We start from the raw sequence: 24,786 nt of genomic DNA on the forward strand, positions 1-24,786 counted from the left end.
CTGCCGCCCCAGTATCTTGTGCGCTGCACATAATGAGGGGGTTGCATACCGTGCCAGTTCCGTTTTCGCATCGCGCATGCATGGTCGTTTCGGCCGGTGTCCTGGCTCTTGCCCTGGCTGCCACGCCCGCTGCCGCGCAGCAGGCCCCCGCGGCAGAGCCGGCGCCGTCCGGCGATGATATCGTCGTCACGGCGGTCAAGGCCACGCGCTCGGCCACGGCGGTAACCTCGGTCGAAATGCAGAAGCTGCTGCCGGGCATCAATCCGCTGAAAGCGATCCAGACCCTGCCCGGCGTGATGTATGTCACCGCCGATCCCTGGGGCAACAACGAGCAGAACGCCTCGCTGTTCATCCACGGCTTTGCCGGCAACCAGCTGGGCTACACGCTCGATGGCGTGCCGCTGGGCGATCAGTCCTATGGCAACTACAACGGCCTTTCGCCCCAGCGCGCGGTGATTTCGGAAAACGTTGGCCGGGCGATCGTCTCCACCGGCGCGGCCGACCTGGGCCTGGCTTCCACCAGCAACCTGGGCGGCGGGATCGAGACGTTCACGCAAGACCCCACCGCCCAGCGCGGCGCCACGCTCAACCAGACGATCGGCAGCTACGGCACCTCGCGTACGTTCCTGCGCCTCGATTCGGGCACGTTCGGCAATGGCAACAGCCTCTACGTCTCGGGCCTGCGCCAGCGCGCTCGCGCCTGGGATTTCAACGGCCGCCAGGGCGGCTGGCAGGCCAATGCCAAGTTCGTGCACGATGACAGCATGGGCAAGCTGACCGCCTATTTCGCCTATTCCGACAAGATCGAACCCAACGAGGACGCCACCACCGTCTACAAGGTGGCGACCACGCCGGCGCAGGCCTACCAGCCCTATACCCGCCCGTTCACCTATCCCGATTTCGCCGCGGCGGTGGCCTACCTTGATGCCAATGGCAACGTGCCGGCCAAGGAAGCCAACAACTACCGCAACTATTATTCCGACGCGCAGCGCACCGATTACCTCGGCTACCTGAAGTACCAGGCGCACCTGTCGAGCAAGATCGACTGGTCTACCCAGGTCTATTACCACCACAACGATGGCGTGGGCGTGGTCGCCGGGCCGATCACCGTGGCGTCGCTGCCCACGCTGTTCGCGCTCTATTTTCCGGGGCAAAACCTCAAGCTCGCCACCGGCAATTCGGGCTATGCCATCCGCACCACCGAATACCGCATCGATCGCGGCGGGGTGATCAGCAATGTCACGGCGGATGCCGGCAACCACCACATCGAAGTGGGCGGCTGGATGGAATACAACAGCTCCTCGGCCTATCGCCGCTGGTACGCGCTCGATGTGAACCACCCGGAGCGCTACAGCCCCTATATCCGTCCCAGCAACCCGCTGTTCACGCAATATGGCAGCGAGATTCGCAACACCGTGGTGCAGCTTCACGCGCAGGACGATTGGCACGTGCTGCCCAATCTGCTGGTCCAGGCCGGGGTGAAATCCAGCCTCCAGTTCGCGCGCGGCGACATGGTGGTGCAGCCGATCATCGGCTCGCTGCCCGGCTCCTCGTCGGCGCTGCCCAGCGGGGAAATCGACACCAAGCGCTGGTTCCTGCCCACTTTCGGCGCCAAGTGGGATTTCACCGGCAGCGAGCAGGTCTATGTCAACGTGCAGAAGAACCTGCGCCAGTTCATGACCTATGGCGGCGGCGGGGTTTCGCCGTGGAGCACCGGCAGCCAGGCCGCGTTCGATGCGTTCAAGCGCGATGGCAAGCCGGAAACCTCGTGGACTTATGAACTGGGCCTGCGCAGCAATCACGAACTGGGCCGCGGCATCGGCATCAATGCCCAGCTCAACGTCTATCACGTCGATTTCCACGATCGCCTGCTGGGGATCACCCCGGCGGTGGGCGGCCTGGGTGGCAGCTCCATCGCGGGCGGCACCCCGGCGATCTTCAACGTCGGCGGGGTCAAGACCGATGGCGTCGACGTGGCCCTGACGCTGCGCTTTGGCCAGGTCTTCTCGCTCTACAACGCCTTCAGCTACAACCGCTCGATCTACGATAGCGACTATTCCACGCTCACCGTGGTCAACGGCAGCGCCGCCACCGGCACCCGCATCGGCGGCACGGCCACGGTCAATGGCGTGGTGCCCACGGGCGGCAAGCGCATTCCGGGCAGCCCCTCGGTGCTCGACAAGACCGTTGCCACGCTGACCTTGGGCGCGTTCGAAGGGCAGCTGGTGGGCGACTATGTTGGCCGTCGCTATGCCACTTATACCAACGATGCCTGGGTCGATCCCACGTTCACCGCCGCGCTGCGCCTTGCCTACAAGCTGCCGGCCGAACGCCTGGGCCTGCGCAAGGCCGAGGTTTCGGTGAACGTCACCAACCTGTTCGATGAAAAGGGCACCTCGACGGTGTCGGTCAGCTCGAATACCAACACCTATGCCATCTATCCGCTGGCGCCGCGCCAGTGGTTCGCCACACTCTCTTTGGGGCTTTGATCATGACCGGTCCGGTTTCGCGTCGCGTTGTTCTTGCCGCCGGGGCCGGCCTTGCTGGCACGGCGGCGCTTCCTGCCCTGGCACGCCAGGGCAGGAAGGGCGCGGGGCGGCCGGCCCATCCCCTTGTGCTGGGCCATCGCGGCGCCTGTGCGCACCGGCCCGAACACACCATTGCATCCTATCAGCGCGCCGTGGCCGACGGCGCCGATTTCATCGAGCCCGATCTGGTGCCAACCAAGGATGGCGTGCTGGTTTCGCGCCACGAACCCAACATTGCCGAAACCACCGACGTTGCCAGCCGCCCTGAATTTGCCGCGCGCAAGACCGTGGCGGTGATCGACGGGGAGCGCCAGGAAGGCTGGTTCACCCCCGACTTCACCCTGGCCGAACTCAAGACGCTGCGCGCCAAGGAACGCCTGGGCAAGCTGCGCCCGAAAAGCATGGCGTTCGACGGCCAGTTCCAGATCCTGACGTTTGACGAGATCGTCGCCTTTGCCGCCACGGCTGCCAAGAGCCGTGCGCGTCCGCTCGGGATCATTCCCGAAATCAAGCACTCCACGTATTTCCACAGCCTGGGCCATGACATGGAAGCCAAGCTGCTGGCCGCGATCCGTGCGCATGCCTGGCTGCAGCACGCCCCGGTCATCGTGCAGTCGTTCGAGGTGGCCAACCTCAAGCGCTTGCGTCCGCTGCTGGCGCGGCATCGCAACATCGCGCTGATGCAGCTGACCGAAGAGCCTGGCAAGCGCCCGGCAGACGTGCTCGCTGCCGGTGGCACTCTCACCTATGGCGAGATCCTGTCTGCGCCTGGCCTGGCGCAAGTGGCGGGCTATGCAGACTGGATCGCGCCGTGGAATCGCACGCTGATCGACGTGGGCAGCGATGGCGCGTTGCAGGCGCCGGGCCCGATCATTGCCGATGCCCATCGTGCCGGTCTCAAGGTGGGTTGCTACACCTTCCGGCCAGAGCCGGTTTTCCTTCCCACCGATCTGCGCCAGTGCGGCACTGCGCTGCGCTGCGAAAGCGGCAGCGTCGCGGAAATCCGCAAGTATCTTGCCGCCGGCATCGACGGCTTCTTCACCGATGATCCGGCGCTCGGCCGCCGCGCCGTGGATGGGACCTGATCGCTCGGCCGGCAAGAAACCTGCGGCTTGGCGCTGGACTTTTTGCATTGCAGCGTATTTTATTGCGGTGCGACGGGCATCGCGGCGCGCCACCCATGCGGTGGCGCGTGGGGATGCGCGCGAACAGGGATCTTTTGGAAGGGAATGCGGTGAGCCAGCCAGCCGTGCTGTTTGTTTGCCTGGGCAATATCTGCCGGTCGCCCATGGCCGAGGCGGCATTCCGGGCCGAGGCGGTCAAGGCGGGCCTGGCCGTGACGATCGATTCGGCCGGCACGGGCAGCTGGCATGCCGGCAATCCGCCCGATCCGCGCGCGCAGGCCATGGCGCTCAAGCACGGCATCGACATTTCGCGCTATCGCGCCCGCCAGGTGACCGAAGACGATTTCACCAAGTTCGGCCAGATTTTCGCGCTCGATTCGCAGAACCTGCAGGACTTGAAGCGCATGGCCCCGCGCCGCACGCTGGCCCGCGTGAGCCTGCTGATGGACCTGGTGCCCGGCCGGGAAGGGCAGGCGGTGATCGATCCCTATTATGGTGACGAGCAGGATTTCGCCGAAGCATGGGAAGACGTCAGCGAGGCGGCGCGCCGCCTGGTGGCTCGCATGCAGCGCTGAACCGCGCCACCGGGGCCATTCCCTCTTGATTTGCACAGCGAAACGCACGAAAGCACCGGCCATGCCCGCACGCATCTATCAGCGCCCGAAAAATGCCATGCAGTCCGGCAAGGCCCGTACTGCTGACTGGCTCCTGGAATTCGCCCCCGAAGAGGCCAAGCGCCCCGATCCCCTCATGGGTTGGGCCGGCTCGGGCGACACCAAGCAGCAAGTCATTCTCACATTCGAAACCGAGGCCGACGCCCGCGCTTATGCCGACAAGTATGGCATTGCCGTGCATGTCACGCCCACGCCGCCCCGCCGGCTGAAGCTGCAGAGCTACGCCGACAATTTCCGTTGATGGATCATGCCGGCGCTTGCAATCGGCGCGCGCCGGCGCCATAGGGCTGGCCGGGAGTCGGGCGGACGTTTGCGTTCGCCAACCTGGTCAGGTCCGGAAGGAAGCAGCCACAACGGATTGCGGCGGGTCGCCCGGCTCCTTCTTCGGCAAGAATTTCAATCGTCTTGCCCGGATGCTTTCATCCGCCCCCGCGCCGATTGGCGCCCTTCCGTGGCCGGAACCAGCCCCATCGCCTTGCCCCCAAGTGCCTTGCCAAGGCCAAACGCGGGCATATCCACATAGACGCTTTCGCAGCCACCGGCCGGAACGGCATAGGTTTCGTGAAAGATACCCACACCGCCGCCCTGCTTGCGTGCTGCCTTGTTGAACGCGCGCCAGGCGGGCCAATGCGTCTTGTCGGGTGCGCGGGCATAGGCTTCCAGGCTGTCGAAATCGCGCCAGTATTGCACCAGCATCACCGTGCGCAAGCCGCGCAGCATCGGCTCGAAACCCAGGAAGCCACTGTCGGGCGCGGCCGAAAGTTCGGCCAGCATCGGCCCCATCGCCCGGGCCACCGGCAACCAGGCGCTGACTGCGCGAAAGCGGTTGATGCGCATGCCGATCAGGAACACCACCAGGGGGGCGCTGGTCTGGGCGGTAAAGCGGCCGGGCACGATCGTGGTCATCGCGGCCCAGGGTATCAAACCGCGCTGCGTGCGCAACCTTGCGGGAAACCGTGGCACCCCCCTTCGACATTTGCAGCCTTTGCGCCTACCTAGGGAAACAATGGCCGATTCAACCGACATGTTTGGGCATGAGCCCGAAACCCCCGAAGCCCCCGCGCAAGAGGCTGCGCCCAGCGCCGCCGAACTCGAAGCGGCCGGGCAGGGTGCGATGTTCGGCGATCCCGCGCCTCGGCCGGCGCCTGCGGCCGCGCCGCAGCCAGCGCCCGCTGCGCCCGCGCAGCCCTATCGCGTGCTTGCGCGCAAATATCGCCCGCAGACCTTTTCCGCGCTGATCGGCCAGGAAGCCATGGTGCAGACCCTGGCCAACGCGATCCGCCGCGATCGGCTGGCCCATGCCTTTTTGATGACCGGCGTGCGCGGGGTCGGCAAGACCAGCACCGCGCGCCTGATCGCCAAGGCGCTCAACTGCATCGGTGCTGATGGCCAGGGCGGCCCCACGATCGATCCTTGCGGCCAGTGCGAACCGTGCCGGGCGATTGCCGAAGGCCGCCATATCGACGTGATCGAGATGGACGCGGCCAGCCACACCGGCGTGGACGACGTGCGCGAGATCATCGAGGCGGTGCGCTATGCCGCTGTGTCCGCGCGCTACAAGATCTACATCATCGACGAAGTGCACATGCTTTCGCGCAACGCGTTCAACGCGCTGCTGAAAACGCTGGAAGAACCGCCGGCGCATGTGAAGTTCCTGTTTGCGACCACCGAAGTGGACAAGCTGCCGGTCACGGTGCTTTCGCGCTGCCAGCGGTTCGACTTGCGCCGGATTCCCACGGCGCTGCTGGCCGATCATTTCGCCCATGTCTGCAAGGCCGAAGGCGTCGATGCCGAAGCCGATGCGCTGGCGATGGTTGCCGCCGCTGCCGAAGGGTCTGCGCGCGACGGGCTGTCGATCCTCGACCAGGCCATCAGCCATGCCGATCTGGCCGGCACGGGCGAGGGCGGCGCCATCCACGTGACCGCCGCGCAAGTCCAGGACATGCTGGGCCTGGCCGACAAGACCCTGCAACGGCGGCTGTTTGCCGCCATGCTCAAGGGCGACGGCGCGGCGCTGCTGGGCGAAGTGGCGCACCAGTATGCCCTGGGAATCGAGCCGGTGGCCATGCTGCGCGCGCAGCTCGATCTGGTGCACAAGGTCACCGTCACCCAGATCAGCGGGCCGGAAGGTGAAGCCCGCTCGGCCGAGGAAGCTGCCGCGCTCCAGGGCTGGGCCGGCGATCTTTCCGCCGGGCAGCTGCACCGCCTGTGGCAGTTGCTGCTCAAGGGCCATGACGAGGTCAAGACCGCGCCCGATCCGCTGGTCGCGGCGCAGATGGCGCTGCTGCGCGTTTTGCACGCGTCCGACATGCCCGATCCGGGCGGGCTGGTGCGCAAGCTGGAAGAGATGCTGGCGCAAGCCCCGGCGCTTGCCGCTGCAGCCGCTGCCGCCCCGGCCGACGGCGCGCCATCGGCCCATGCCGGTGCCAGCGCCCCCGGCCATATGGGCATGGATTGGCAGGCCCTGGTGGAGCAGGTGGAAGAGGTGTCCCCGCTCACGGGCGCAACCATGCGCCTGTCGGTGCGCCTGATCGAACTGCGCATGGGCACGCTACGCTATCAACTCGCCCCTGGCCTGCCGGGCGATCCCACGGCCGATATCAAGAAAGCCTTGCAGAACATCACCGGCCAGGCCTGGCTGGTGGAACGCCTCGATGGTCCGGCCGCACAAGGCGCGCAACCCAGCCTGGTGGAAGCCAAGGCTGCGCTCGAAGCACAGGCCGACGCCGCGATGCGTGCCGACCCCCTCGTGCGTGCGGCGCTCGAAGCCTTTCCCGGCGCTGAAATTCTCGACGAATCCAACCCTGCCACGTCCGAACGCCGGCCGTGGTCGCCTGCGCGGAGCAGACAAGCATGAAGTCCATGGAAGAAATGATCCAGGCGGCGCAAAAGGCCGCCGAAACCATCCAGCGCCAGATGGAGGACGCCCAGGGCCGCCTCGATGGCATCGAGGTGGAAGGTGCCGCCGGCGGCGGCCTGGTAAAAATCAAGGCTTCGGCCAAGGGCCGCGTGATCGGCGTCGCGATCGATGACAGCCTGCTCGTGCCGGCCGACAAGGGCATCCTCGAAGATCTCGTGGCGGCCGCGTTCAATGATGCGCGGGCTAAGGCCGACGCCGCCGCGGGCGAGGAAATGCAGAAGGTGCAGATGGCTGCCGGCATTCCGCCGGGCTTCAAGCTGCCTTTCTGATCGGCCGCGCAACCTTTCGGGTCGCGCAACCTTTTTGGAAGGCCGTTGTTCCGTCATGACCAGGTGCGCTGAGCAACAGCCGCGTATGTAACGCTTCTGTTCAGCGCCCAGTCATGGCGAGATCGCCTACGGGGACATGATGATCGTATTGCTTGCCGCTGCGTTGGCCGGGACCACGCCGATTGATGAAGGCGCCGTGTCACCGCCGGCCACGAACGGCGCACCTGCGGCCGTTGTTGCGGCGCCCGCCGCTGCCCCAGCCGATGGGGCGGTGCCTTCGCGTGCCCCCGATGGGCAGATCCTGCCGCCGATCGTCTTGCCCCCGCTCGCCCCTTCGGGTTCGACCGGGGCAACGCCGCCCGTGGCTGCCAACGATCAACCGGCTGACGACAGCGCGATCGTCGTCAACGCGCGGCGCGGTCCGCCGCCGGGCGATCCGGTCATCGCGCTCAACAAAGTGACGTTTGCCGCCACCCAGGCGGTCGACCGCGCGCTGATCGAACCTGCGGCCAAGGCCTATGGTTCGGCCGTGCCCTATCCCATTCGCGCCGGCCTGCGTCACTTTTTCACCAATCTGACCGAGCCGGTCGTGGCGCTCAATTTCCTTTTGCAGCTCAAGCCGGGGAAGGCGGCCGAAACGCTCGGCCGCTTTGCGATCAATTCCACGGTCGGCGTGGCCGGGCTGCTCGATGTTGCCGTGGCCAAGCCGTTCAAGCTGCCCTACCGGCGCAACGGCTTTGCCAATACCCTGGCTTATTATGGCGTCGGTCCCGGGCCGTTCCTGTTCGTGCCGCTGGTTGGCCCCACCACTCTGCGCGACGTGATCGGGCTGGGCATCGATCGCGCGTTCCTGCCGGCGATCGTCGGTGGGCCGCTGCGCAGCCCCTACTACGTCACTGGCAGCTTCGTCGTGCGCTCGCTCAACGATCGTCTCGACGATGACCGCCGCATCAAGGCGATCCGTGCGGCCGGCGATCCCTATCTGGCGACCAAGCAGGCCTATCTTGCCGCCCGCCAGGCGCAGATCGACGAGTTGAAGGGCCGCAAGCCCAAGGCGCCGGTACCCGCGCCCGGCACCGGCGCGCCCAATGTCGTCACGCCGCCGGCGCCGGCGGCTGCCCCCGGCCCGGCCCGGGCCCCTGATGGCCAGGTGCTGCCACCGGTCGTCCTGCCCCCCATTGCGCAACCTACTCCGGCGCCCGCCACGCCGTGATCGCGCCGGCGCAGCAAATCGCATAAAACGGCCAAAAGGGCTGAAATCGGGCAATCCCCAACCGTCTTGCCGCTTGGGCATTGCGGGGCGGCGCCTTGCACCCCATATCTGTGACAAGCCCTGCCGGTTTGGGTTCTTGTGCGGCAGGTGGGACGGACATTTGCACTTATGACTTTGTATCCCCTGCTTCCGTTGCGCGACATCGTGGTGTTTCCCGGTATGGTCGTGCCTCTGTTTGTCGGCCGCGAAAAGTCGGTCGCCGCGCTCGAAGCCGCCATGGCGGGCTCGAAAGACATTTTCCTGCTGGCCCAACTCGATCCCGGCTGCGACGATCCCGATCGCGACGATCTCTATGAAACCGGTGTGATCGCCAGCGTGCTTCAGCTGCTCAAGCTGCCCGATGGCACGGTGCGCGTGCTTGTCGAAGGGCACCATCGTGCCCAGCTCGAATCGCTCAACCCGCAGAGCACCAGCCACGGCGATATGCTGATGGCCGAGGTGGTGCAGATCGATCCCGAAGTCGTTTCCGGCACCGAAGTGTCGGCCATGATGCGCTCGGTCGTCGATCAGTTCGCCGAATATGCCAAGCTTTCCAAAAAGCTGCCGCAGGATGCCGGGCAGCAGCTGGGCGATATCGAGGATGCCGGCAAGCTCGCCGATGCCGTGGCGGCCAACCTGGCGGCCAAGGTGGCCGACAAGCAGGCCGTGCTTTCGGAAACCGACGCGCTCAAGCGGCTGGAAATGGTGCTTTCCTTCATGGAAGGCGAACTGGGCGTGCTCCAGGTGGAGCGCAAGATCCGTGGCCGCGTGAAGCGCCAGATGGAAAAGACCCAGCGCGAATATTACCTCAACGAACAGTTGAAGGCGATTCAGTCCGAACTGGGCGGCGGCGATGGCGAGGAAGCCAACGAAGTCCAGGAACTGCAGGACAAGATCGACAATCTCAAGCTGTCGAAGGAAGCCCGCGCCAAGGCAAATGCCGAGCTCAAGAAGCTCAAGACCATGCAGCCGATGAGCGCGGAAGCCACGGTCATCCGCAACTACCTCGACGTGCTGCTGGGCCTGCCCTGGGGCAAGCGCTCCAAGCTCAAGAAGGACATCCCGGGCGCCCAGGCGATCCTGGATGCCGATCACTACGCGCTCGACAAGGTCAAGGATCGCATCGTCGAATACCTGGCCGTGCAGGCGCGCACCAACAAGCTCAAGGGGCCGATCCTGTGCCTCGTCGGCCCGCCGGGCGTGGGCAAGACCTCGCTGGGCAAGTCGATTGCCAAGGCCACCGGCCGCCAGTTCATCCGCCAGTCGCTCGGCGGCGTGCGCGACGAGGCCGAGATCCGTGGTCACCGGCGCACCTACATCGGCTCGCTGCCGGGCAAGATCGTCACCAACCTGCGCAAGGCTGGTGCGTCCAATCCGCTGTTCCTGCTCGATGAAATCGACAAGCTTGGCCAGGATTTCCGCGGCGATCCGGCCTCGGCGCTGCTCGAAGTGCTCGATCCCGAACAGAACGCCAAGTTCCAGGACCACTACCTGGAACTGGACATCGATTTGTCCGACGTGATGTTCGTGTGCACGGCCAACAGTCTCAACCTGCCGCAGCCGCTGCTCGACCGCATGGAGATCATCCGCCTCGAAGGCTATACCGAGGATGAGAAGGTCCAGATTGCCGAACGCCACCTGGTGAACAAGCAGGTCGAAGCGCACGGGTTGCGCAAGGGGGAATTCACGCTCGAGCAGGACGCACTGCGCGATCTGATCCGCTATTACACGCGGGAAGCCGGGGTGCGTACGCTGGAACGGGAAATTGCCCGTCTGGCCCGCAAGTCGCTGCGCAAGATCCTGGAAGGCCAGGAAAAGAGCGTCACCATCACGCCCGAAAACCTCGACGAGTTCGCCGGCGTGCGCAAGTTCCGCCATGGCGTTTCGGACGAGGAAAACCAGGTCGGCGCCGTCACCGGCCTCGCCTGGACCGAAGTGGGTGGCGAACTGCTGACGATCGAAAGCGTGACGGTGCCCGGCAAGGGTGCGGTGCGCACGACCGGCAAGCTGGGCGAAGTGATGAGCGAAAGCGTCCAGATGGCGTTCAGCTTCGTCAAGGCGCGCAGCCCGGCCTATGGCATCAAGCCTTCGATCTTCCAGCGCAAGGACCTGCACATCCACTTGCCCGAAGGTGCCGTGCCCAAGGATGGGCCAAGCGCGGGCATCGGCATGGTCACGGCCATGGTCTCGACGCTCACCGGCATCCCGGTGCGGGCCGACGTGGCGATGACCGGGGAAGTGACGCTGCGCGGCCGCGTGCTGGCCATCGGCGGGCTCAAGGAAAAGCTGCTGGCGGCCCTGCGTGGCGGCATCAAGACGGTGCTGATCCCCGAAGAGAACCGCAAGGATCTGGCCGAAATCCCGGCCAACATCCGCGAGGGCCTCGAGATCGTGCCGGTCAGCCATGTCGATGAAGTGCTCTCGCGCGCCCTTGTCGGCCCGGTGGAAGCGATCGAGTGGACCGAAGCCGACGATCTGGCGACCCAGCCAGCGGCTGCACCACTGCCCGGCAGCGCTCCGGCGGCGCCCACCGCGCACTGATCGCAGCCGTTGCTTACCGTAGTTTGACGGGAGCCACGCGCAACATCGTTGCGCGTGGCTTTTGTCTGCCCGCCAAGTCCACCGTTTTCGGGGATAAATCTAGCGTTTGCCGCGTATTTGCCTTTGACAGCGGTTTTTTTCTCGGCTCTTTTCCGCGCACCCGAAATCACGATTTTCCAACGCTTACTGTCCCATAAAGAGGTAGGGGGTTCCGCACATGAACAAGAACGATCTGATCAGCGCCGTCGCCGATGTGAGCGGCCTGTCGAAGAGCGATACGATCAAGGCCGTGGAGGCAGTGTTCGAATCGATCACCGGCGCCCTGTCCAAGGGTGAAGAAGTGCGACTGGTCGGTTTTGGCACGTTCTCGGTGGCCAAGCGCAAGGCGTCCACCGGCCGCAACCCCCGCACGGGCGAACCGATGTCGATCAAGGCGTCGGCGCAGCCCAAGTTCAAGGCGGGCAAGGGCCTCAAGGACGCGGTCAACTGATCGCATCGCGCGGCATGCCGCAGAAAAAAGGGCCGCGTCGCATGCCGACGCGGCCCTTTTTTGTGGGAAAATATAATTGGATGCGGGGTCAGTCTTCCTCCACCTCGCGCGTGGCGGCGGCATAGAGCGCGATGGCAGCCGCGTTCGACACGTTGAGGCTTTCGATCGCGCCGCTGATCGGCAGGCGGGCCAGGGCATCGCAATGCTGCATCACATTGTGGCGCATGCCTTCGCCTTCCGCGCCCAGCACCAGGGCGACCGGGCCGCTCGGCAGGGCATGGGGAAACGCCGCGTCGCCTTCGCCATCAAGCCCGATTCGCCAATAGCCGGCGTCGGCAATCAGTTCGAGCGCACGGGCCAGGTTCACCACCCGCACCCAGGGCACCACTTCCAGCGCGCCCGATGCGGACTTGGCCAGCGTGCCCGACTCGGGCGGAGCGTGGCGATCCTGGGTGATCAGCGCCGCCACATCGAACGCAGCGCACGAGCGCAGGATAGCGCCGACGTTGTGCGGGTCGGTCACCTGGTCGAGCAGCACCAGCGTGCGTCCCTCGGCCTCTTCCAGCACGTCGTCCAGCGCCACGTCGTCCAGCGGCAGGCATTCCAGCACCAGGCCCTGGTGCGGCGCGTCACGTGCCACCAGGCGCGCCAGGTCGACGGCCTGGGCGTATTCCACCGGCAGGTCGCGCGGCAGTTCCGCGTCATGGTCGTCCAGCATCTCCTGGATCGCCTCGCGCGTGCCCCACAGCTTCTTGGCGGTGCGGTTGGGATTGGTCAGCGCCGCTTCCACCGCATGGCGGCCCCACAGCCGCACCGTTCCGGTGCTGCCCCGGCCCGATCCCCGGCCGCCCTGGTTGCGCCCGGCCCGGCCGCGCAGGGAGCGGCCTTTCTTGCCAGCATCGCGGCGGTTGTCTTGGTCATCATCGTGGCGGGGCATTGCGAACACCTGTGCATAAAAATCGAAAACTGCATCGCCCTTAGCCAGCCCCCCCATTGACAGGCAAGCGATGGTTCGCCAAAGGGCCTCTCACTCGGCCGGACGGACCGGATCGCTTGCAGCGAAACGGCCCATTCAAACGCGGGAAACCCTTGAAAAAGGCGCTCCTCGCACCGGCAAATCTGGTGTGGACAGGTGGCCGAGTGGTTAAAGGCAGCAGACTGTAAATCTGCCCGCGCAAGCGTACGCTAGTTCGAATCTAGCCCTGTCCACCACCAGTGCTCTCTGATCATCATGACGATGTTTACGGCTCCCCGACGCACGTCGAGCGCTCGGGGGCTTGGCGTGTCGCGTCCATGCCATGGCAAGCTTCACCAGCGTCGCCAACGCCTCGTCGCCCGCTCCACCCACAGCCTATGAAGCCAGCACTTTACCTCAATTGGATGATTGTTAACTTTAGTAAATTGTCCTAAGGAAGTGTCGGAAAATCATGACAAACATCCGGTGATGCCCGGCCGATCGAAGCCGGGCGGGCCTCACCGCCAGTCTTGAGGGTGATGATGGACAGAAACTGGACCGAACTGGCCTGGCTCGAGTGGACACCGCCCGAGGATGCCATTGCCCCACGTGCCAAGGGCTTCCAACGCATCGGCAGCGTCCGCCCCGAGGCTCTGGCCAAGATCATGCTGATGCTCCTGCGCTGGGAAACGGAAGATCGGAGCATCTTCCGGGTCGTGACCGAGAGCGGGGCGATCATTGCCGGAAACGAAGTGGAATCCTTCGCGCGAGAGCCTGGCTTTCCTTTCCGCATCCCGGCGCCGGCCGGCAACGTGGAAGCCCTGCCGATCAGGGGCTGATCCTGGCCTTGGGCTCGTTCTTCGAAATTTGCAGGCCGGCCAGCCAGGCGGTGGCTTATGCGCCTGAGCGTGCCGGCCTTTGCGGCAAAGTCACGCGCGGATCGGGCGTGGCGCTGGGCACCAGGCCATAATCGTATGTCTCGCTGGCTTTCCAGGTGTGGCCACACGCCACGTTGCTGCACTGGTAATAGATTTCCCGATGGGTGTCGGTGACCGGACGGCTGGACCGCCGTTGGCCGGGCGTGTGGCAATGCGGGCAGCGCAGGCGTCCCGTGCGGGCCTCGCTGGAGCAGGTGGGGGGCATGGTGGAATCTCCATTGATATCGATCAAGCTATAATAGCATCGTCTATATATGGATCAATAGACAAACGTATTGATATTTTATAGTTAAAGCTATAGATCCATCGCCATGACATTGGGTGATCGCATTGCCGCGCGAATCAGCGCACTGGGCCTGTCGCAGGCAGAATTGGCGCGTCGTGTCGGGATTTCGCAGCCCAGCGTGAATCATCTGATCCGCAAAGGTGCGCAGGGGTCCCGCCATCTCCACGCCATCGCCCGCGCGCTGGAAACCAGCGTGGAATATCTCACGGGTGAAACCGACGAGGTTGCCGCCGACGGGCCACGCCTGCCTTCGGTGGCGGTGGTGGCACATGAAATGGGCCTGGTGCCGGTGCGGGAAGTGGATCTGGCGATCGGCTTGGGCGCGGCCTATCTCGACCAGCCGATTGCCGATGTGCAGCGCATGTTTCCGCGCGAATGGCTCGATCTCTACACGCGCGCGCCGGCCGAAAGCCTGATCATCGCGCGCGGATCGGGGGACAGCATGATCCCCACGATCCTGGACAACGATCTGCTGCTCATCGACACGACCCAGAACACGCCCCGCCTGGCAGATCAGGTTTGGGCCGTGAGCTACTGTGGGTTGGGCTGCGTCAAGCGGTTGCGGCCCAGCCAGGACGGCGGCTGGCTACTGATGGCAGACAATCCTGCGATCACGCCGATCACTGCTTATGATGGCGAAGTGCACGTGCTGGGCCGCGTTGTCGCTTATTTCCGCAAGATGTAGCAAACGGCAGCGCGGGCCACCCGGCGAAATCCGGCGAGCGCCAGCAACATGGCGATCAGTGGTGAGGCCAGCGGCGCGGCGCCCTGCTGCATGGCTGCGATCGTAGCCAGCGTGGCAAAGGCAGGCAGGGCGAGGCATTCGCGCCAGACATGGCGCCAGATCGGGCGATGGCCCGGGCCGGGGACAATCCGGTTGGCCAGGCGGGCGAGCACGATCGATGCGGCGGCGGCCAGGCTGAACAGCCAGATGGGCCAGAATGGATAGGGGAAGGGCAGCATGGCGTGGGCTCTTTCGGTTCATGGGCTTGCCCATCACGGGGCCCGGCCATAGCACTCCATTTTTGGCAATTAAGCGACGGATGGGCGTTGTAGAACAATGGTTTACAACCAGATGGCGGCAGCCAAGGCCATGGCGCCGGTCGATCCGTGAGCGCGCTTGGTGGGTGGCTGCGTGCCACACGCTTGCCGCGCGGCGCGCCAGCGCCTAGACCGGCGCCATGCCTGGTGACATTTTTGACAATCGCGGACGCGGCAATGCCGGTTGGTCCTGGCCCTCCATCCATCCCGAAGGGCGCAAGTTTGGCGCCATTGCCGGGGCCATCGCGCTGATCGCTGCCGTGTTCGGTGGCAGCATCGTGGCCTGGCCGCTGGTGTTCCTCACGCTTGGCGTGCTGGCGTTCTTCCGCGATCCGGTGCGAGTCACGCCGCGTGACGATCGCTTTGTCGTGGCGCCGGCCGATGGCCTGATCACGCTGATCCAGAAGGTTGCGCCCCCGCGCGAGCTTTCCGCCGACGATGGCAGCGGGCAGCCTGCGATGGACCCCACGCCGGTCACCCGCGTGTCGATCTTCATGTCGGTGTTCGACGTGCACGTGAACCGTTCGCCGATCGGCGGCACGATTCGCCGCGTGGTCTATATTCCCGGCAAGTTCCTCAACGCCGATCTCGACAAGGCGAGCGAAGAGAACGAGCGCCAGCATTTTCTGGTCGAACGCAGCGACGGCGTGAAGATCGGCTTTACCCAGATCGCTGGCCTGGTGGCGCGCCGCATCGTGCCTTTCGTCAAGGGCGGAGACATCGTGGCCGTGGGCCAGCGCGTGGGCCTGATTCGCTTTGGCAGCCGTGTCGATGTCTATCTGCCCGTCGGCACCGAGCCCAAGGTGCTGATCGGCCAGCGCGTGGTCGCCGGTGAAACCGTCCTGGCCGAAATCGGCGATGCTCCGCTGATCGAGGGCATCAGCCAGTGACACCCCTGGGGGATGAGGAAGCGTTTTCCGGTGAGGATTTCGGGCGCCATCGCCTGCCACGCGGGCTGACCCTGCGTGGGTTGGTGCCCAACGCGATTACGTCGGCCGCGCTGTGTTGCGGGTTGACCGGCATCCGCTTTGCGATCGGCGGCGATTTTCGCGGCGCTGTCCTGGCGGTGATCCTGGCCGGGATGCTCGATGGCATCGATGGCCGCGTGGCGCGGCTGATGAAGGCGCAATCGCGCTTTGGCGCCGAGTTGGACAGCCTGTCCGACGCGATCTCGTTCGGTGTCGCGCCGGCGCTCATCCTCTATCTGTGGTCGTTGCAGCAGATGCCGCGCTTTGGCTGGTTTGCGGCCCTTGCGCTCGCGGTGTGCTGCGCGCTGCGCCTGGCACGCTTCAACGCGCGCATCGACATGGAAGAGCAGCCACACAAGTCCGCCGGGTTTCTCACCGGCGTTCCGGCACCAGCCGGGGCGGGGCTTTCGTTCCTGCCACTCTATCTGTGGATTGCCAGCGGCCGGGACGAGTTGCGCCATCCCGTGTTCGTGGCGGCATGGGCGGCGCTGATCGCGTTCATGATGATTTCCAACATGGCAACGCCGGGCTGGTCTTCATTCCGTCCGCGCAAGACCATTCGCCTGGAATTGATCGCGCTGACCGGTCTGGTTTTTGCCGCGCTGTTGACCGAACCCTGGTTGACCCTGGTGGGGATTTGCGCGCTTTACCTGGCGCTCATCCCCTTGGGCGTGGTGCGCTATGCCCGCCTCAAGCGGCAGCGCGGCGCGGTCCAGTAACCACCGGTTGGGGCGCCGCACGCGGCGCCACGCGGCGGACATTGCGAATCACGGGACGCAGGGCAGGGGCCGGATCGGCCGCAGCCGGATCAAGGGCGGCCGGATCGGCCATCGGGCATTCGACGAGGCGCGCCAGAAAGGCGCGATCGAGGTCGAGCGCGTCGGCCTGTTCGAGTGCGCGCGCATCGGCAAGAAGCTGGCGGATGGCACCAAGCTGCCCGCGCCAGGTGGCCGCAACGGCAACCAGGGCTGCAACGCCGGCGCCGGCAATGACGAGCGAAGCGAGAGTGGCGAGCATGGCAAAAGCCTTTCCGAAGACAAGAGGGCGGGCGGCCAATCCGGGCAACCTGTGACCGAGACTTGACAGCAAGCGCTTGTGTTGTGGATAACTCGATCGTTCCTGAACGGTTCCTCTTGGCCCCGTTGACGTCCTGAATGTTCCACTTTTGTTCCAGCGCGTCAACTGGAATTTCAAGCACCTTTGTGCGCGTCCTAAGTATTTGTGCTTAGATCGAAAATCGAGGAATCTGCGTCGGAACCGCCGTGAATTCCCGTCGATCGGGCCGCGATCAGCCGTGGTTGCGGTGCGCCGGGCGGCCGTTATCCACGCGAATCACTGCTAAGGGTATTTCCGGTGGCAAAGTCTGGTGGTGCGCGCTATGGGCCGCGCAGCCCAGCGATGATTCGCGGCATTCCGCCGCCTTCATGACAGCCGGGCCAGTCCACATGGGGCGCGCACATACCGGTGCCAGCTGCGGGTTCTCCGCGCGGTTCCAGCGCTCCAGAGGTGAAACCGGAAGGAAATGACTATGGCGGCTCCCGTCGTCACCATGCAGCAACTGATCGAGGCTGGCGCCCACTTCGGCCACCAGACCCACCGCTGGAACCCGCGGATGAAGCCGTACATCTTCGGCGCCCGCAACGGCATCCACATCCTCGACCTGTCGCAGACCGTTCCGCTGATGTCGCGCGCGCTCGAATTCATCTCTGCCACGGTCCAGGCCGGCGGCAAGGTGCTGTTCGTGGGCACCAAGCGCCAGGCGCAGGAACCGATCGCCCAGGCCGCGCGCGCTTCTGGCCAGCACTATGTCAACCATCGCTGGCTGGGCGGCATGCTCACCAACTGGAAGACCATCTCGGGCTCGATCAAGCGCTTCAAGGCGCTGGAAGAACAGCTTTCGGGTGACACCACCGGTCTCACCAAGAAGGAAGTCCTCCAGCTCACCCGCGAACGCGACAAGTTCGAACTGTCGCTCGGCGGCATCCGCGACATGGGCGGCATCCCCGACGTGATGTTCGTGATCGACGCCAACAAGGAAGAACTGGCGATCAAGGAAGCCAACGTCCTGGGTATCCCGGTCGTTGCCATCCTCGACTCGAACGTGTCGCCCGAAGGCATCGCGTTCCCGATTCCCGCCAACGACGACGCCAGCCGCGCCATCCGCCTCTACTGCGAAGCCGTGGCCGCTGCAGCGACCAAGGGTGGCCGTGACGCCGCCTATGCCGCGGGCGTGGACCTGGGCGCGCTGGACGAACCGGTTGCCGAAGAAGCCATCGAAGGCTGATCGGCATCCGGCATGACGGCGGCGGCGCCGCAAACGGCGCCGTCACCGAATTGTCCCGTTTCATGAAGTAGGGCCGCGGCGCGTGCAGCCGCGGCCGCACCGTTTCAGACAAAGGACCAACGCGATGGCTTACACCGCCGCTGACGTGAAGAACCTGCGCGAGCGCACCGGCGCCGGCATGATGGACTGCAAGAAGGCCCTGGACGAAGCCGGCGGCGATTTCGAAGCCGCTGTCGACGCGCTGCGCGCCAAGGGCCTGGCTGCTGCTGCCAAGAAGTCCAGCCGCACCGCGGCCGAGGGCCTGGTTGGCGTGGCCGTTTCGGGCACCAAGGGCGTGGCCGTCGAAGTCAACTCGGAAACCGACTTCGTCGCCAAGAACGACCAGTTCCAGGACTTCGTCCGCAAGTCGACCGAAGTGGCGCTGGAAACCGGCGCGGCCGACGTGGAAGCGCTCAAGGCTGCTGCCTATCCCGACGGCGGCACCGTGGCCGACAAGCTGACCAACAACGTTGCCACCATCGGTGAAAACCAGCAGCTGCGCCGCATCAAGCACGTGGCCGTGACCAACGGCATCGTCGTGCCCTACATGCACAACGCCGCGGCCACCAACCTGGGCAAGATCGGCGTGCTCGTCGCGCTCGAATCCGAAGCTGGCGCCGATGTGCTGGAGCCGCTCGGCAAGCAGATCGCGATGCACATCGCTGCTGCCTTCCCGCAGGCGCTTTCGGCCGAAGACCTCGATCCGACCGTGCTTGAGCGCGAGCGCAAGATCGCCCTGGAAAAGGCGACCGAAGAAGCTGCCAAGAGCGGCAAGGAAATCCCGGCAGAAATCCTGGCCAAGCGCGCTGACGGCGCCGTGGCCAAGTATGCCAAGGAAAACGCTCTGCTTTCGCAGCTGTTCGTGATGGACGGCAAGACCCCGATCTCGCAGGTCGTCGACGCTGCTGGCAAGGCTGCCGGCGCCAAGATCGCCCTGGTCGACTACGTCCGCTTCCAGCTGGGCGAAGGCATCGAGAAGGAAGAAACCGACTTCGCCGCCGAAGTGGCGGCCGCAGCCGGCCTCAAGTAAGCATTGCTTGGCATGCGTCCCCGCGCAACCGGGGCCTGGCCTTGTTCATGAACAAGCTGCCGGCCCCTGTTGCAGCGGGGACGTTTGCGTTCATCAGCCGCTAAACCGCACCCGCGCCCTTGGCACGGCCGATGCGCTGCGTATAAGGGCGCGAACCAAGGGTGGTGGGGGCCGCCGGCTCACGTCAGCACGCCCGCCATCCATTCCTGCCCCGTAGTTGCGAGACCCGAACGCCCCATGACCAGCCCTGCAAAGTTCAAGCGCATCCTGCTCAAGCTTTCGGGCGAAGTGCTGATGGGCAACCAGCAGTTCGGCATCGACACCGATTTCGTTGCGGCGCTGGCGGCCGAAGTGAAGGCTGCCAAGGAAACCGGCCTGGAAATTTGCCTCGTCATCGGCGGCGGCAATATCTTTCGCGGCATGGCCGGCGCTGCCAAGGGCATGGACCGCGCCCAGGCCGATTACATGGGCATGCTCGCCACGGTGATGAACGCGCTGGCCATGCAGTCTGCCCTGGAAAAGCTGGGGGTTGATACCCGCGTGCAATCGGCGGTGCAGATGGACCAGGTGTGCGAGCCGGTGATCCGTCGCCGCGCCGAGCGGCACCTGGCCAAGGGCCGCGTGGTGATCTTTGCCGCCGGCGTGGGCGCCCCCTATTTCACCACCGATTCCGGCGCTGCCCTGCGCGCCGCCGAAATGCAGTGCGATGCCCTGTTCAAGGGCACCAGCGTGGACGGCGTCTATAACGCCGATCCCAAGAAAGACCCGGCGGCCAAGCGCTTTGACACCATCGACTATGACACGGTGTTGGCGCACAATCTTCAGGTGATGGACGCCTCGGCCGTGGCACTGTGCCGCGACAACAACATTCCCATCGTCGTGTTCTCGATCCGCGAGCAGGGCAATCTCGCCCGCGTGCTGGCTGGCGAGGGCACGCAGACCACCGTTCGGAAGGAAGCCTGATCCATGGCAAAGTATGACAAGGGCGATCTGGAGCGCCGCATGAAAGGTGCGGTCGAAGCGCTCAAGGGCGATCTGGCCGGCCTGCGCACCGGCCGTGCCAATGTCGCGTTGCTCGATCCCGTCACGGTCGAAGTCTATGGCAGCCACATGCCGCTCAACCAGCTGGCGACCGTTTCCGCGCCCGAACCGCGCCTGCTTTCGGTGCAGGTGTGGGATCGCTCCAACGTGGGCCCGGTGGAAAAGGCGATCCGTTCGGCGGGCCTGGGCCTCAACCCGATCAACGACGGCAACAACCTGCGCCTGCCGATTCCCGATCTGACCGAGGAACGCCGCAAGGAACTGGCCAAGCTGGCCAGCAAGTATGCCGAAGGCGCGCGCATTGCCGTGCGCAACGTGCGCCGCGATGGCATGGAAGCCCTGAAGGCCGACGAAGCCAAGAAGGAAATTTCGGAAGACGAGCGCAAGCGCCTGGAAACCGAAGTCCAGAAGCTGACCGACGAGACGATCAAGGCGCTGGACGAAGCGGCCGCGCAAAAGGAAAAGGAAATCCTGGGCAAGTGAGCGCCGCGCCGGTTCCCGTGCCGCAGGTTCGCGACGCCGGGGGCGATGCTGCCCCCGTGGCCCGTCACGTTGCCATCATCATGGATGGCAACGGGCGCTGGGCCAAGAAGCGATTCATGCCCCGTGTGTTTGGCCACAAGCGCGGCGTGGAAGCGGTGCGTGCAGCCGTGCGCGCGGCGGGAGACCTGGGCCTGGAAGCGTTGACGCTCTATGCGTTCAGTTCGGAAAACTGGAAGCGCCCGGCCGAGGAAATCTCGGATCTCATGGGCTTGCTGCGCACGTTCATCCGCAGCGACATCGACGAGATCGATCGCAACGGCGTGCGCCTCAAGATCATCGGTGATTATCGTGCGCTCGCGCCCGACCTGGTCGAACTGATCGATGCGGCGCTGGCGCGCACCGCCGGCAACACCCGCCTGACGCTGGCGATCGCGCTGAACTATGGCTCGCAGCAGGAAATCGCCCGTGCTGCCGCCCGCGCCGCCGCCAAGGGCGAGATCACGCCTGAAACCATCGCGGCCGAGCTTGATACGGCAGACCTGCCGCCGCTCGATCTGCTGATCCGCACGTCGGGCGAAGTGCGCCTGTCGAATTTCCTGCTGTGGCAGGCGGCCTATGCCGAAATGGTCTTCACCCCGGTGCTGTGGCCCGATTTTACCCCTGAGCACCTGCGCGAGGCGCTGGACCAGTTTGCCGAGCGGGAGCGGCGCTTTGGCGGGCGCTGATCCGCACGGCGCGTCCGACGCGGCGCCCTCTGCCGCGGCCGTGCCTGCCAAACGGTCGGACCTGCCGGTGCGCGTGGCATCGGCGGTGGTCATGCTGGCAGTGGCCGGGCTTGCCGTGTGGCGGGGGGGCGTGGCGCTCGATGCGTTCATCGCGCTGGTCGGCCTTGTCGTGTTTGGCGAATACGTGCGTCTGGTTTCGCGCATCGCGCCCGATCCCGCGCGCATGGGCGCTGCCGTTATCACCGGCGCTGTCTACGTCGGGTGGGGGGCGCTGGCGCTGATCGTGATGCCCACGCCGCTGCTCGTCGCCGTCATGGGCCTCGTCATCTGCACCGACACTGGCGCCTATTTCACCGGCCGGGCGCTGGGCGGCCCCAAGATCGCCCCGCGCATCAGTCCGTCCAAGACCTGGGCGGGGCTGGCTGGCGGCATGGCGGCGGCGGGGCTGTGGACCGGCCTGTTCACGCTGGGCGGTGCCTGGCTGATCAGCGGCATCGGTCCCACCGGGCCAAGCCTGGCAGAAGCATTGCATATCGCCAACCTGGGCGTGGCGGCGCTTGCCGGCGCGGCGCTTGCGGTGGCCGCGCAAGCGGGCGATTTCTACGAATCGTGGCTCAAGCGGCGGGCAGGGGTCAAGGATTCCTCGCGCCTCATTCCGGGCCACGGCGGCTTTTTCGATCGCGTCGATGGCCTGCTGCCGGTGGCGATCATCGTCGGCACGGCCTGGGCGCTGGGTGCACCGGCATGACCGCGCAACGCACGATCACCGTCCTGGGGGCCACCGGTTCGATCGGCGCTTCCACGCTCGATCTGGTGCGGCGCAATCCGTCGGCCTTTCGGGTGGAGGCACTGACAGCCCACGCCCAAGTGGCCGAACTGGCGGCCCTGGCCCGTGAATTCTCGGCCAGGCTCGCGGTCGTGGCCGATCCCGCCTGTCTCGAAGACTTGCGCGCCGCGCTTGCCGGCTCGGGCGTGGAAGCCGCCGCCGGGCCCGCCGCGCTGGTAGAGGCTGCGGCGCGCGGGGCTGATATCACCGTGGCGGCGATCGTGGGCTGTGCCGGCCTTGCCCCCACCATGGCTGCGATCGAATGCGGCCGGATCGTGGCCCTCGCCAACAAGGAAGCGCTGGTTTCGGCAGGCGAGGTGATGACCGCCGCCGTCGCGCGCAGCGGCGCCACGCTGCTGCCGGTCGATTCGGAACACAACGCGATCTTCCAGTGCCTGGCGGGCAATGCTGCGCAGCATGTGCGGATGATCACGCTCACCGCCAGCGGTGGCCCGTTCCGCGATTGGGCGGCCGATCGCCTGGTCGATGCCACGCCCGCGCAGGCGGTCAAGCATCCCAACTGGTCGATGGGCGCCAAGATCAGCGTCGATTCGGCCACGATGATGAACAAGGGCCTCGAATTCATCGAGGCGTTCCATCTCTTCCCCGTGGGCGTGGAGCGGTTGCGTATCCTGGTGCATCCGCAATCGATCGTTCATTCGATGGTCGAATACCGCGATGGTTCCACCCTGGCACAACTCGGCCCGTCGGACATGCGCGTGCCGATCGCTTCGTGCCTCGCTTGGCCCGAACGCATGGATACGCCCTGCACGCCGCTGGATCTGGCCGAGATCGGGGAACTGACGTTTCGCAAGCCCGACGAGCAGCGCTTTCCCGCCACGCGCCTGGCGCGCGAAGCGGTGATCGCCGGGGGCGGCGCGCCGGCAGTGCTCAATGCCGCCAACGAAATTGCGGTGGCTGCATTCCTGGCTGGTAAGATCGGGTTCACCAGGATCGTGGCATGTGTCGAAGCGGTCCTGGACCGTGGACTGCCCCCGCCACCGGCATCGTTGGCGGATGTGATCGCGGTTGACCAGGAAGCCCGCTTGCGCGCACATGAGTGCATGGAGCCCGTTCGTTGATGCACACTCCCGGCCTATTGACCAGTTTCCTGGCCTTCGTGCTCGTGCTGGGGCCGCTCGTTTTCCTGCACGAGTTGGGACACTATCTGGTCGGGCGCTGGTGCGGGGTAAAGGCTGACGTCTTTTCCATCGGCTTTGGTCGCGAACTCGTCGGCTGGACCGACAAGCGCGGCACGCGCTGGAAGCTCTCGCTGCTGCCGCTGGGTGGCTACGTCCAGTTCGCCGGCGACATGAGCCCGACGAGCAAGCCGACCGCCGAATGGCTGGCGCTGCCGGCCAGCGAGCGCAACCGCACGTTCCAGGCCAAGCCGCTGTGGCAGCGCGCCTTGATCGTGCTGGCAGGCCCGGTCACCAACCTGCTCGTCGCGCTGGCCATCCTTTCCGGCTTTACCATGGCCTATGGCAAGCTGGTCGCCGCGCCGGTGGTGGGCGTGGTGCAGCCCGGCTCCGTGGCGGAAAAGGCCGGCATTCGGGTGGGTGACCGGATCGTGGCGATGCGCGGTGGCGCGGTCGATACCTTCGTCGATGTGAAGATGACCGTCGCGCAGCACCCGGGCGAAGCGCTCGATATGGTGGTTGACCGCGGCGGCAAGCGCCAGGCGCTTCCCATCGTGGCTGCCACCCGCACCGATGCGGATCGCTTTGGCAACGTGCAGAAGATCGGCTTCATCGGGATCGGCCCGGCCAGCGTGCAAGTGGTTCGCGTGGGCCCGCTCGAGGCCGTGGCCGATGGCGCGCGGCAGATGCGCGGCATTGTCGATACGATGGTGACCGGCATTGCCCAGATCGTTACCGGGCGGCGCGAAGTGAAGGAACTGGGCGGGCCGATCAAGATCGCCAAGTACTCGGGCGAGCAACTTGTTTCCGGCTGGCAGCCCTTCGTGTTCTTCGTGGCGCTGATCTCGATTAATCTGGGATTCATCAACCTGTTGCCAATCCCGGTGCTGGACGGGGGGCATCTGGCCTTCTACCTGGCAGAGGCGGTGCGCCGCCGGCCGGTCAGTGCGCGCGGCCAGGAATGGGCGTTTCGCACCGGGCTGGCGCTGGTGGTGGCCCTGATGCTGATCGTTACGGTCAACGATGTCGCCTCGCTCGACCTGTTCGGTGCGCATGGCCTGTTTGGAGCAAAGGTTTTCGGCGGCTGATCCGTTGGATCTGCGCCACGTTGGCGCCACGTGATCGGCCACAAGCCGGGCAGGGGGCCCGGCAAGGGCCCTCGGCGCATTATTTTCCACAATATGCGGGGTGAATGCGGTGCGTTGCGCCATGCTTGCTTGATTGGCAAAGCGG

26 protein-coding genes, 1 tRNA gene and 1 other RNA gene are annotated in these 24,786 nt (G+C 65.5%); 23 read left to right on the top strand and 5 right to left on the bottom strand.

Annotation, left to right across the window (positions count from 1 at the left end):
- Positions 1-80 precede the first annotated feature (80 nt).
- The 5 genes from FHT19_RS16215 to ffs all read left to right on the top strand — a co-directional run bounded on the left by FHT19_RS16215 (position 81) and on the right by ffs (position 4,712).
- On the top strand, positions 81-2,489 hold the full coding sequence (locus tag FHT19_RS16215; protein WP_248290512.1) for a TonB-dependent receptor plug domain-containing protein: 2,409 nt from the start codon (positions 81-83) through the stop codon (positions 2,487-2,489).
- Positions 2,490-2,491: 2 nt separating this feature from the next.
- Positions 2,492-3,613, top strand: a complete 1,122-nt coding sequence (locus tag FHT19_RS16220; RefSeq protein ID WP_169475935.1) for a glycerophosphodiester phosphodiesterase family protein — start codon at positions 2,492-2,494, stop codon at positions 3,611-3,613.
- A gap of 149 nt (positions 3,614-3,762) precedes the next feature.
- Entirely contained in the window at positions 3,763-4,227 is a 465-nt protein-coding gene (locus FHT19_RS16225) for a low molecular weight protein-tyrosine-phosphatase (protein ID WP_168556683.1), read from the top strand.
- Positions 4,228-4,288: 61 nt separating this feature from the next.
- Positions 4,289-4,567: an ETC complex I subunit gene (locus FHT19_RS16230; protein ID WP_168556684.1), complete on the top strand. Its 279-nt coding sequence runs from the start codon at positions 4,289-4,291 to the stop codon at positions 4,565-4,567.
- Between the two features lie 50 nt (positions 4,568-4,617).
- Positions 4,618-4,712, top strand: an RNA gene (gene ffs / locus FHT19_RS16235) — signal recognition particle sRNA small type.
- Positions 4,713-4,722: 10 nt separating this feature from the next.
- On the opposite strand, the gene FHT19_RS16240 is transcribed toward ffs, so the two are convergent.
- Complete coding sequence (locus FHT19_RS16240) at positions 4,723-5,232, bottom strand: DUF4188 domain-containing protein (protein ID WP_168556685.1); 510 nt, start codon at positions 5,230-5,232, stop codon at positions 4,723-4,725.
- 118 nt (positions 5,233-5,350) lie between these two features.
- Between FHT19_RS16240 and FHT19_RS16245 the strand changes: the two genes are divergently transcribed.
- From FHT19_RS16245 to FHT19_RS16265, 5 genes are all read left to right on the top strand, one after another.
- Positions 5,351-7,183 (top strand): DNA polymerase III subunit gamma/tau, encoded by a 1,833-nt coding sequence (locus tag FHT19_RS16245; RefSeq protein ID WP_169476178.1) that lies wholly within the window; start codon positions 5,351-5,353, stop codon positions 7,181-7,183.
- Positions 7,180-7,515 carry a YbaB/EbfC family nucleoid-associated protein gene (locus tag FHT19_RS16250; RefSeq protein WP_168556686.1) on the top strand — a complete coding sequence of 112 codons (336 nt, stop codon included), beginning with the start codon at positions 7,180-7,182 and terminating at the stop codon, positions 7,513-7,515. The genes FHT19_RS16245 and FHT19_RS16250 overlap by 4 nt, the downstream gene beginning before the upstream one ends.
- Before the next feature lie 136 nt (positions 7,516-7,651).
- A complete protein-coding gene (locus FHT19_RS16255; RefSeq protein WP_169475936.1) occupies positions 7,652-8,728 on the top strand; it encodes a VacJ family lipoprotein in 1,077 nt (358 codons plus the stop codon).
- 168 nt (positions 8,729-8,896) lie between these two features.
- Positions 8,897-11,308: an endopeptidase La gene (lon, locus tag FHT19_RS16260; protein ID WP_169475937.1), complete on the top strand. Its 2,412-nt coding sequence runs from the start codon at positions 8,897-8,899 to the stop codon at positions 11,306-11,308.
- A 217-nt stretch (positions 11,309-11,525) separates the two neighbouring features.
- On the top strand, positions 11,526-11,798 hold the full coding sequence (locus FHT19_RS16265) for an HU family DNA-binding protein (RefSeq protein WP_168556689.1): 273 nt from the start codon (positions 11,526-11,528) through the stop codon (positions 11,796-11,798).
- Positions 11,799-11,886: 88 nt separating this feature from the next.
- Here FHT19_RS16265 and rlmB read toward each other — a convergent pair whose 3' ends face one another.
- Positions 11,887-12,735: a 23S rRNA (guanosine(2251)-2'-O)-methyltransferase RlmB gene (gene rlmB, locus FHT19_RS16270; RefSeq protein ID WP_169475938.1), complete on the bottom strand. Its 849-nt coding sequence runs from the start codon at positions 12,733-12,735 to the stop codon at positions 11,887-11,889.
- 189 nt (positions 12,736-12,924) lie between these two features.
- On the opposite strand from rlmB, the gene FHT19_RS16275 reads away from it, so the two are divergent.
- A tRNA-Tyr gene (locus FHT19_RS16275) sits at positions 12,925-13,010 on the top strand.
- 279 nt (positions 13,011-13,289) lie between these two features.
- Positions 13,290-13,592 carry a hypothetical protein gene (locus FHT19_RS16280; protein WP_169475939.1) on the top strand — a complete coding sequence of 101 codons (303 nt, stop codon included), beginning with the start codon at positions 13,290-13,292 and terminating at the stop codon, positions 13,590-13,592.
- Positions 13,593-13,647: 55 nt separating this feature from the next.
- Here the strand turns inward: FHT19_RS16280 and FHT19_RS16285 are convergent, their stop codons facing one another.
- Positions 13,648-13,896 (bottom strand): ogr/Delta-like zinc finger family protein, encoded by a 249-nt coding sequence (locus tag FHT19_RS16285; protein ID WP_210425693.1) that lies wholly within the window; start codon positions 13,894-13,896, stop codon positions 13,648-13,650.
- A 106-nt stretch (positions 13,897-14,002) separates the two neighbouring features.
- Here FHT19_RS16285 and FHT19_RS16290 point away from each other — a divergent pair, with 106 nt between their 5' ends.
- The gene (locus FHT19_RS16290; RefSeq protein WP_168556692.1) at positions 14,003-14,662 is read left to right on the top strand and encodes a S24 family peptidase; all 660 of its coding nucleotides are present in this window, start codon (positions 14,003-14,005) and stop codon (positions 14,660-14,662) included.
- Here the strand turns inward: FHT19_RS16290 and FHT19_RS16295 are convergent.
- Positions 14,644-14,940 carry a hypothetical protein gene (locus tag FHT19_RS16295; RefSeq protein ID WP_169475940.1) on the bottom strand — a complete coding sequence of 99 codons (297 nt, stop codon included), beginning with the start codon at positions 14,938-14,940 and terminating at the stop codon, positions 14,644-14,646. The two genes, FHT19_RS16290 and FHT19_RS16295, sit on opposite strands and share 19 nt — an antisense overlap.
- A 218-nt stretch (positions 14,941-15,158) precedes the next feature.
- Here FHT19_RS16295 and FHT19_RS16300 point away from each other — a divergent pair, with 218 nt between their 5' ends.
- Both FHT19_RS16300 and FHT19_RS16305 read left to right on the top strand, forming a co-directional pair.
- The gene (locus tag FHT19_RS16300; RefSeq protein ID WP_168556694.1) at positions 15,159-15,908 is read left to right on the top strand and encodes a phosphatidylserine decarboxylase; all 750 of its coding nucleotides are present in this window, start codon (positions 15,159-15,161) and stop codon (positions 15,906-15,908) included.
- 5 nt (positions 15,909-15,913) lie between these two features.
- Entirely contained in the window at positions 15,914-16,705 is a 792-nt protein-coding gene (locus FHT19_RS16305) for a phosphatidylcholine/phosphatidylserine synthase (RefSeq protein ID WP_168556993.1), read from the top strand.
- On the opposite strand, the gene FHT19_RS16310 is transcribed toward FHT19_RS16305, so the two are convergent.
- The gene (locus FHT19_RS16310) at positions 16,677-17,003 is read right to left on the bottom strand and encodes a hypothetical protein (protein ID WP_168556695.1); all 327 of its coding nucleotides are present in this window, start codon (positions 17,001-17,003) and stop codon (positions 16,677-16,679) included. The genes FHT19_RS16305 and FHT19_RS16310 overlap by 29 nt on opposite strands.
- Positions 17,004-17,514: 511 nt before the next feature.
- Between FHT19_RS16310 and rpsB the strand changes: the two genes are divergently transcribed.
- The 8 genes from rpsB (at position 17,515) to rseP (ending at position 24,641) form a co-directional block, all read left to right on the top strand.
- The gene (gene rpsB / locus FHT19_RS16315; RefSeq protein ID WP_168556696.1) at positions 17,515-18,270 is read left to right on the top strand and encodes a 30S ribosomal protein S2; all 756 of its coding nucleotides are present in this window, start codon (positions 17,515-17,517) and stop codon (positions 18,268-18,270) included.
- 124 nt (positions 18,271-18,394) lie between these two features.
- Positions 18,395-19,339: a translation elongation factor Ts gene (tsf, locus tag FHT19_RS16320; RefSeq protein WP_168556697.1), complete on the top strand. Its 945-nt coding sequence runs from the start codon at positions 18,395-18,397 to the stop codon at positions 19,337-19,339.
- 237 nt (positions 19,340-19,576) lie between these two features.
- Positions 19,577-20,302 carry a UMP kinase gene (gene pyrH / locus FHT19_RS16325; protein WP_168556698.1) on the top strand — a complete coding sequence of 242 codons (726 nt, stop codon included), beginning with the start codon at positions 19,577-19,579 and terminating at the stop codon, positions 20,300-20,302.
- 3 nt (positions 20,303-20,305) lie between these two features.
- A complete protein-coding gene (frr, locus tag FHT19_RS16330; protein ID WP_168556699.1) occupies positions 20,306-20,863 on the top strand; it encodes a ribosome recycling factor in 558 nt (185 codons plus the stop codon).
- A gap of 17 nt (positions 20,864-20,880) precedes the next feature.
- Complete coding sequence (gene uppS, locus FHT19_RS16335; RefSeq protein WP_348982488.1) at positions 20,881-21,588, top strand: polyprenyl diphosphate synthase; 708 nt, start codon at positions 20,881-20,883, stop codon at positions 21,586-21,588.
- Between the two features lie 40 nt (positions 21,589-21,628).
- Positions 21,629-22,336: a phosphatidate cytidylyltransferase gene (locus FHT19_RS16340; RefSeq protein ID WP_248290513.1), complete on the top strand. Its 708-nt coding sequence runs from the start codon at positions 21,629-21,631 to the stop codon at positions 22,334-22,336.
- Complete coding sequence (locus FHT19_RS16345; protein ID WP_169475941.1) at positions 22,333-23,496, top strand: 1-deoxy-D-xylulose-5-phosphate reductoisomerase; 1,164 nt, start codon at positions 22,333-22,335, stop codon at positions 23,494-23,496. The genes FHT19_RS16340 and FHT19_RS16345 overlap by 4 nt, the downstream gene beginning before the upstream one ends.
- A complete protein-coding gene (rseP, locus tag FHT19_RS16350) occupies positions 23,493-24,641 on the top strand; it encodes an RIP metalloprotease RseP (protein WP_210425695.1) in 1,149 nt (382 codons plus the stop codon). Before FHT19_RS16345 ends, rseP begins: the two co-directional genes overlap by 4 nt.
- The last annotated feature ends 145 nt before the right edge of the window (positions 24,642-24,786 follow it).

This window comes from Novosphingobium sp. SG919, from assembly GCF_012932495.1.
Classification (GTDB): domain Bacteria; phylum Pseudomonadota; class Alphaproteobacteria; order Sphingomonadales; family Sphingomonadaceae; genus Novosphingobium; species Novosphingobium rhizosphaerae.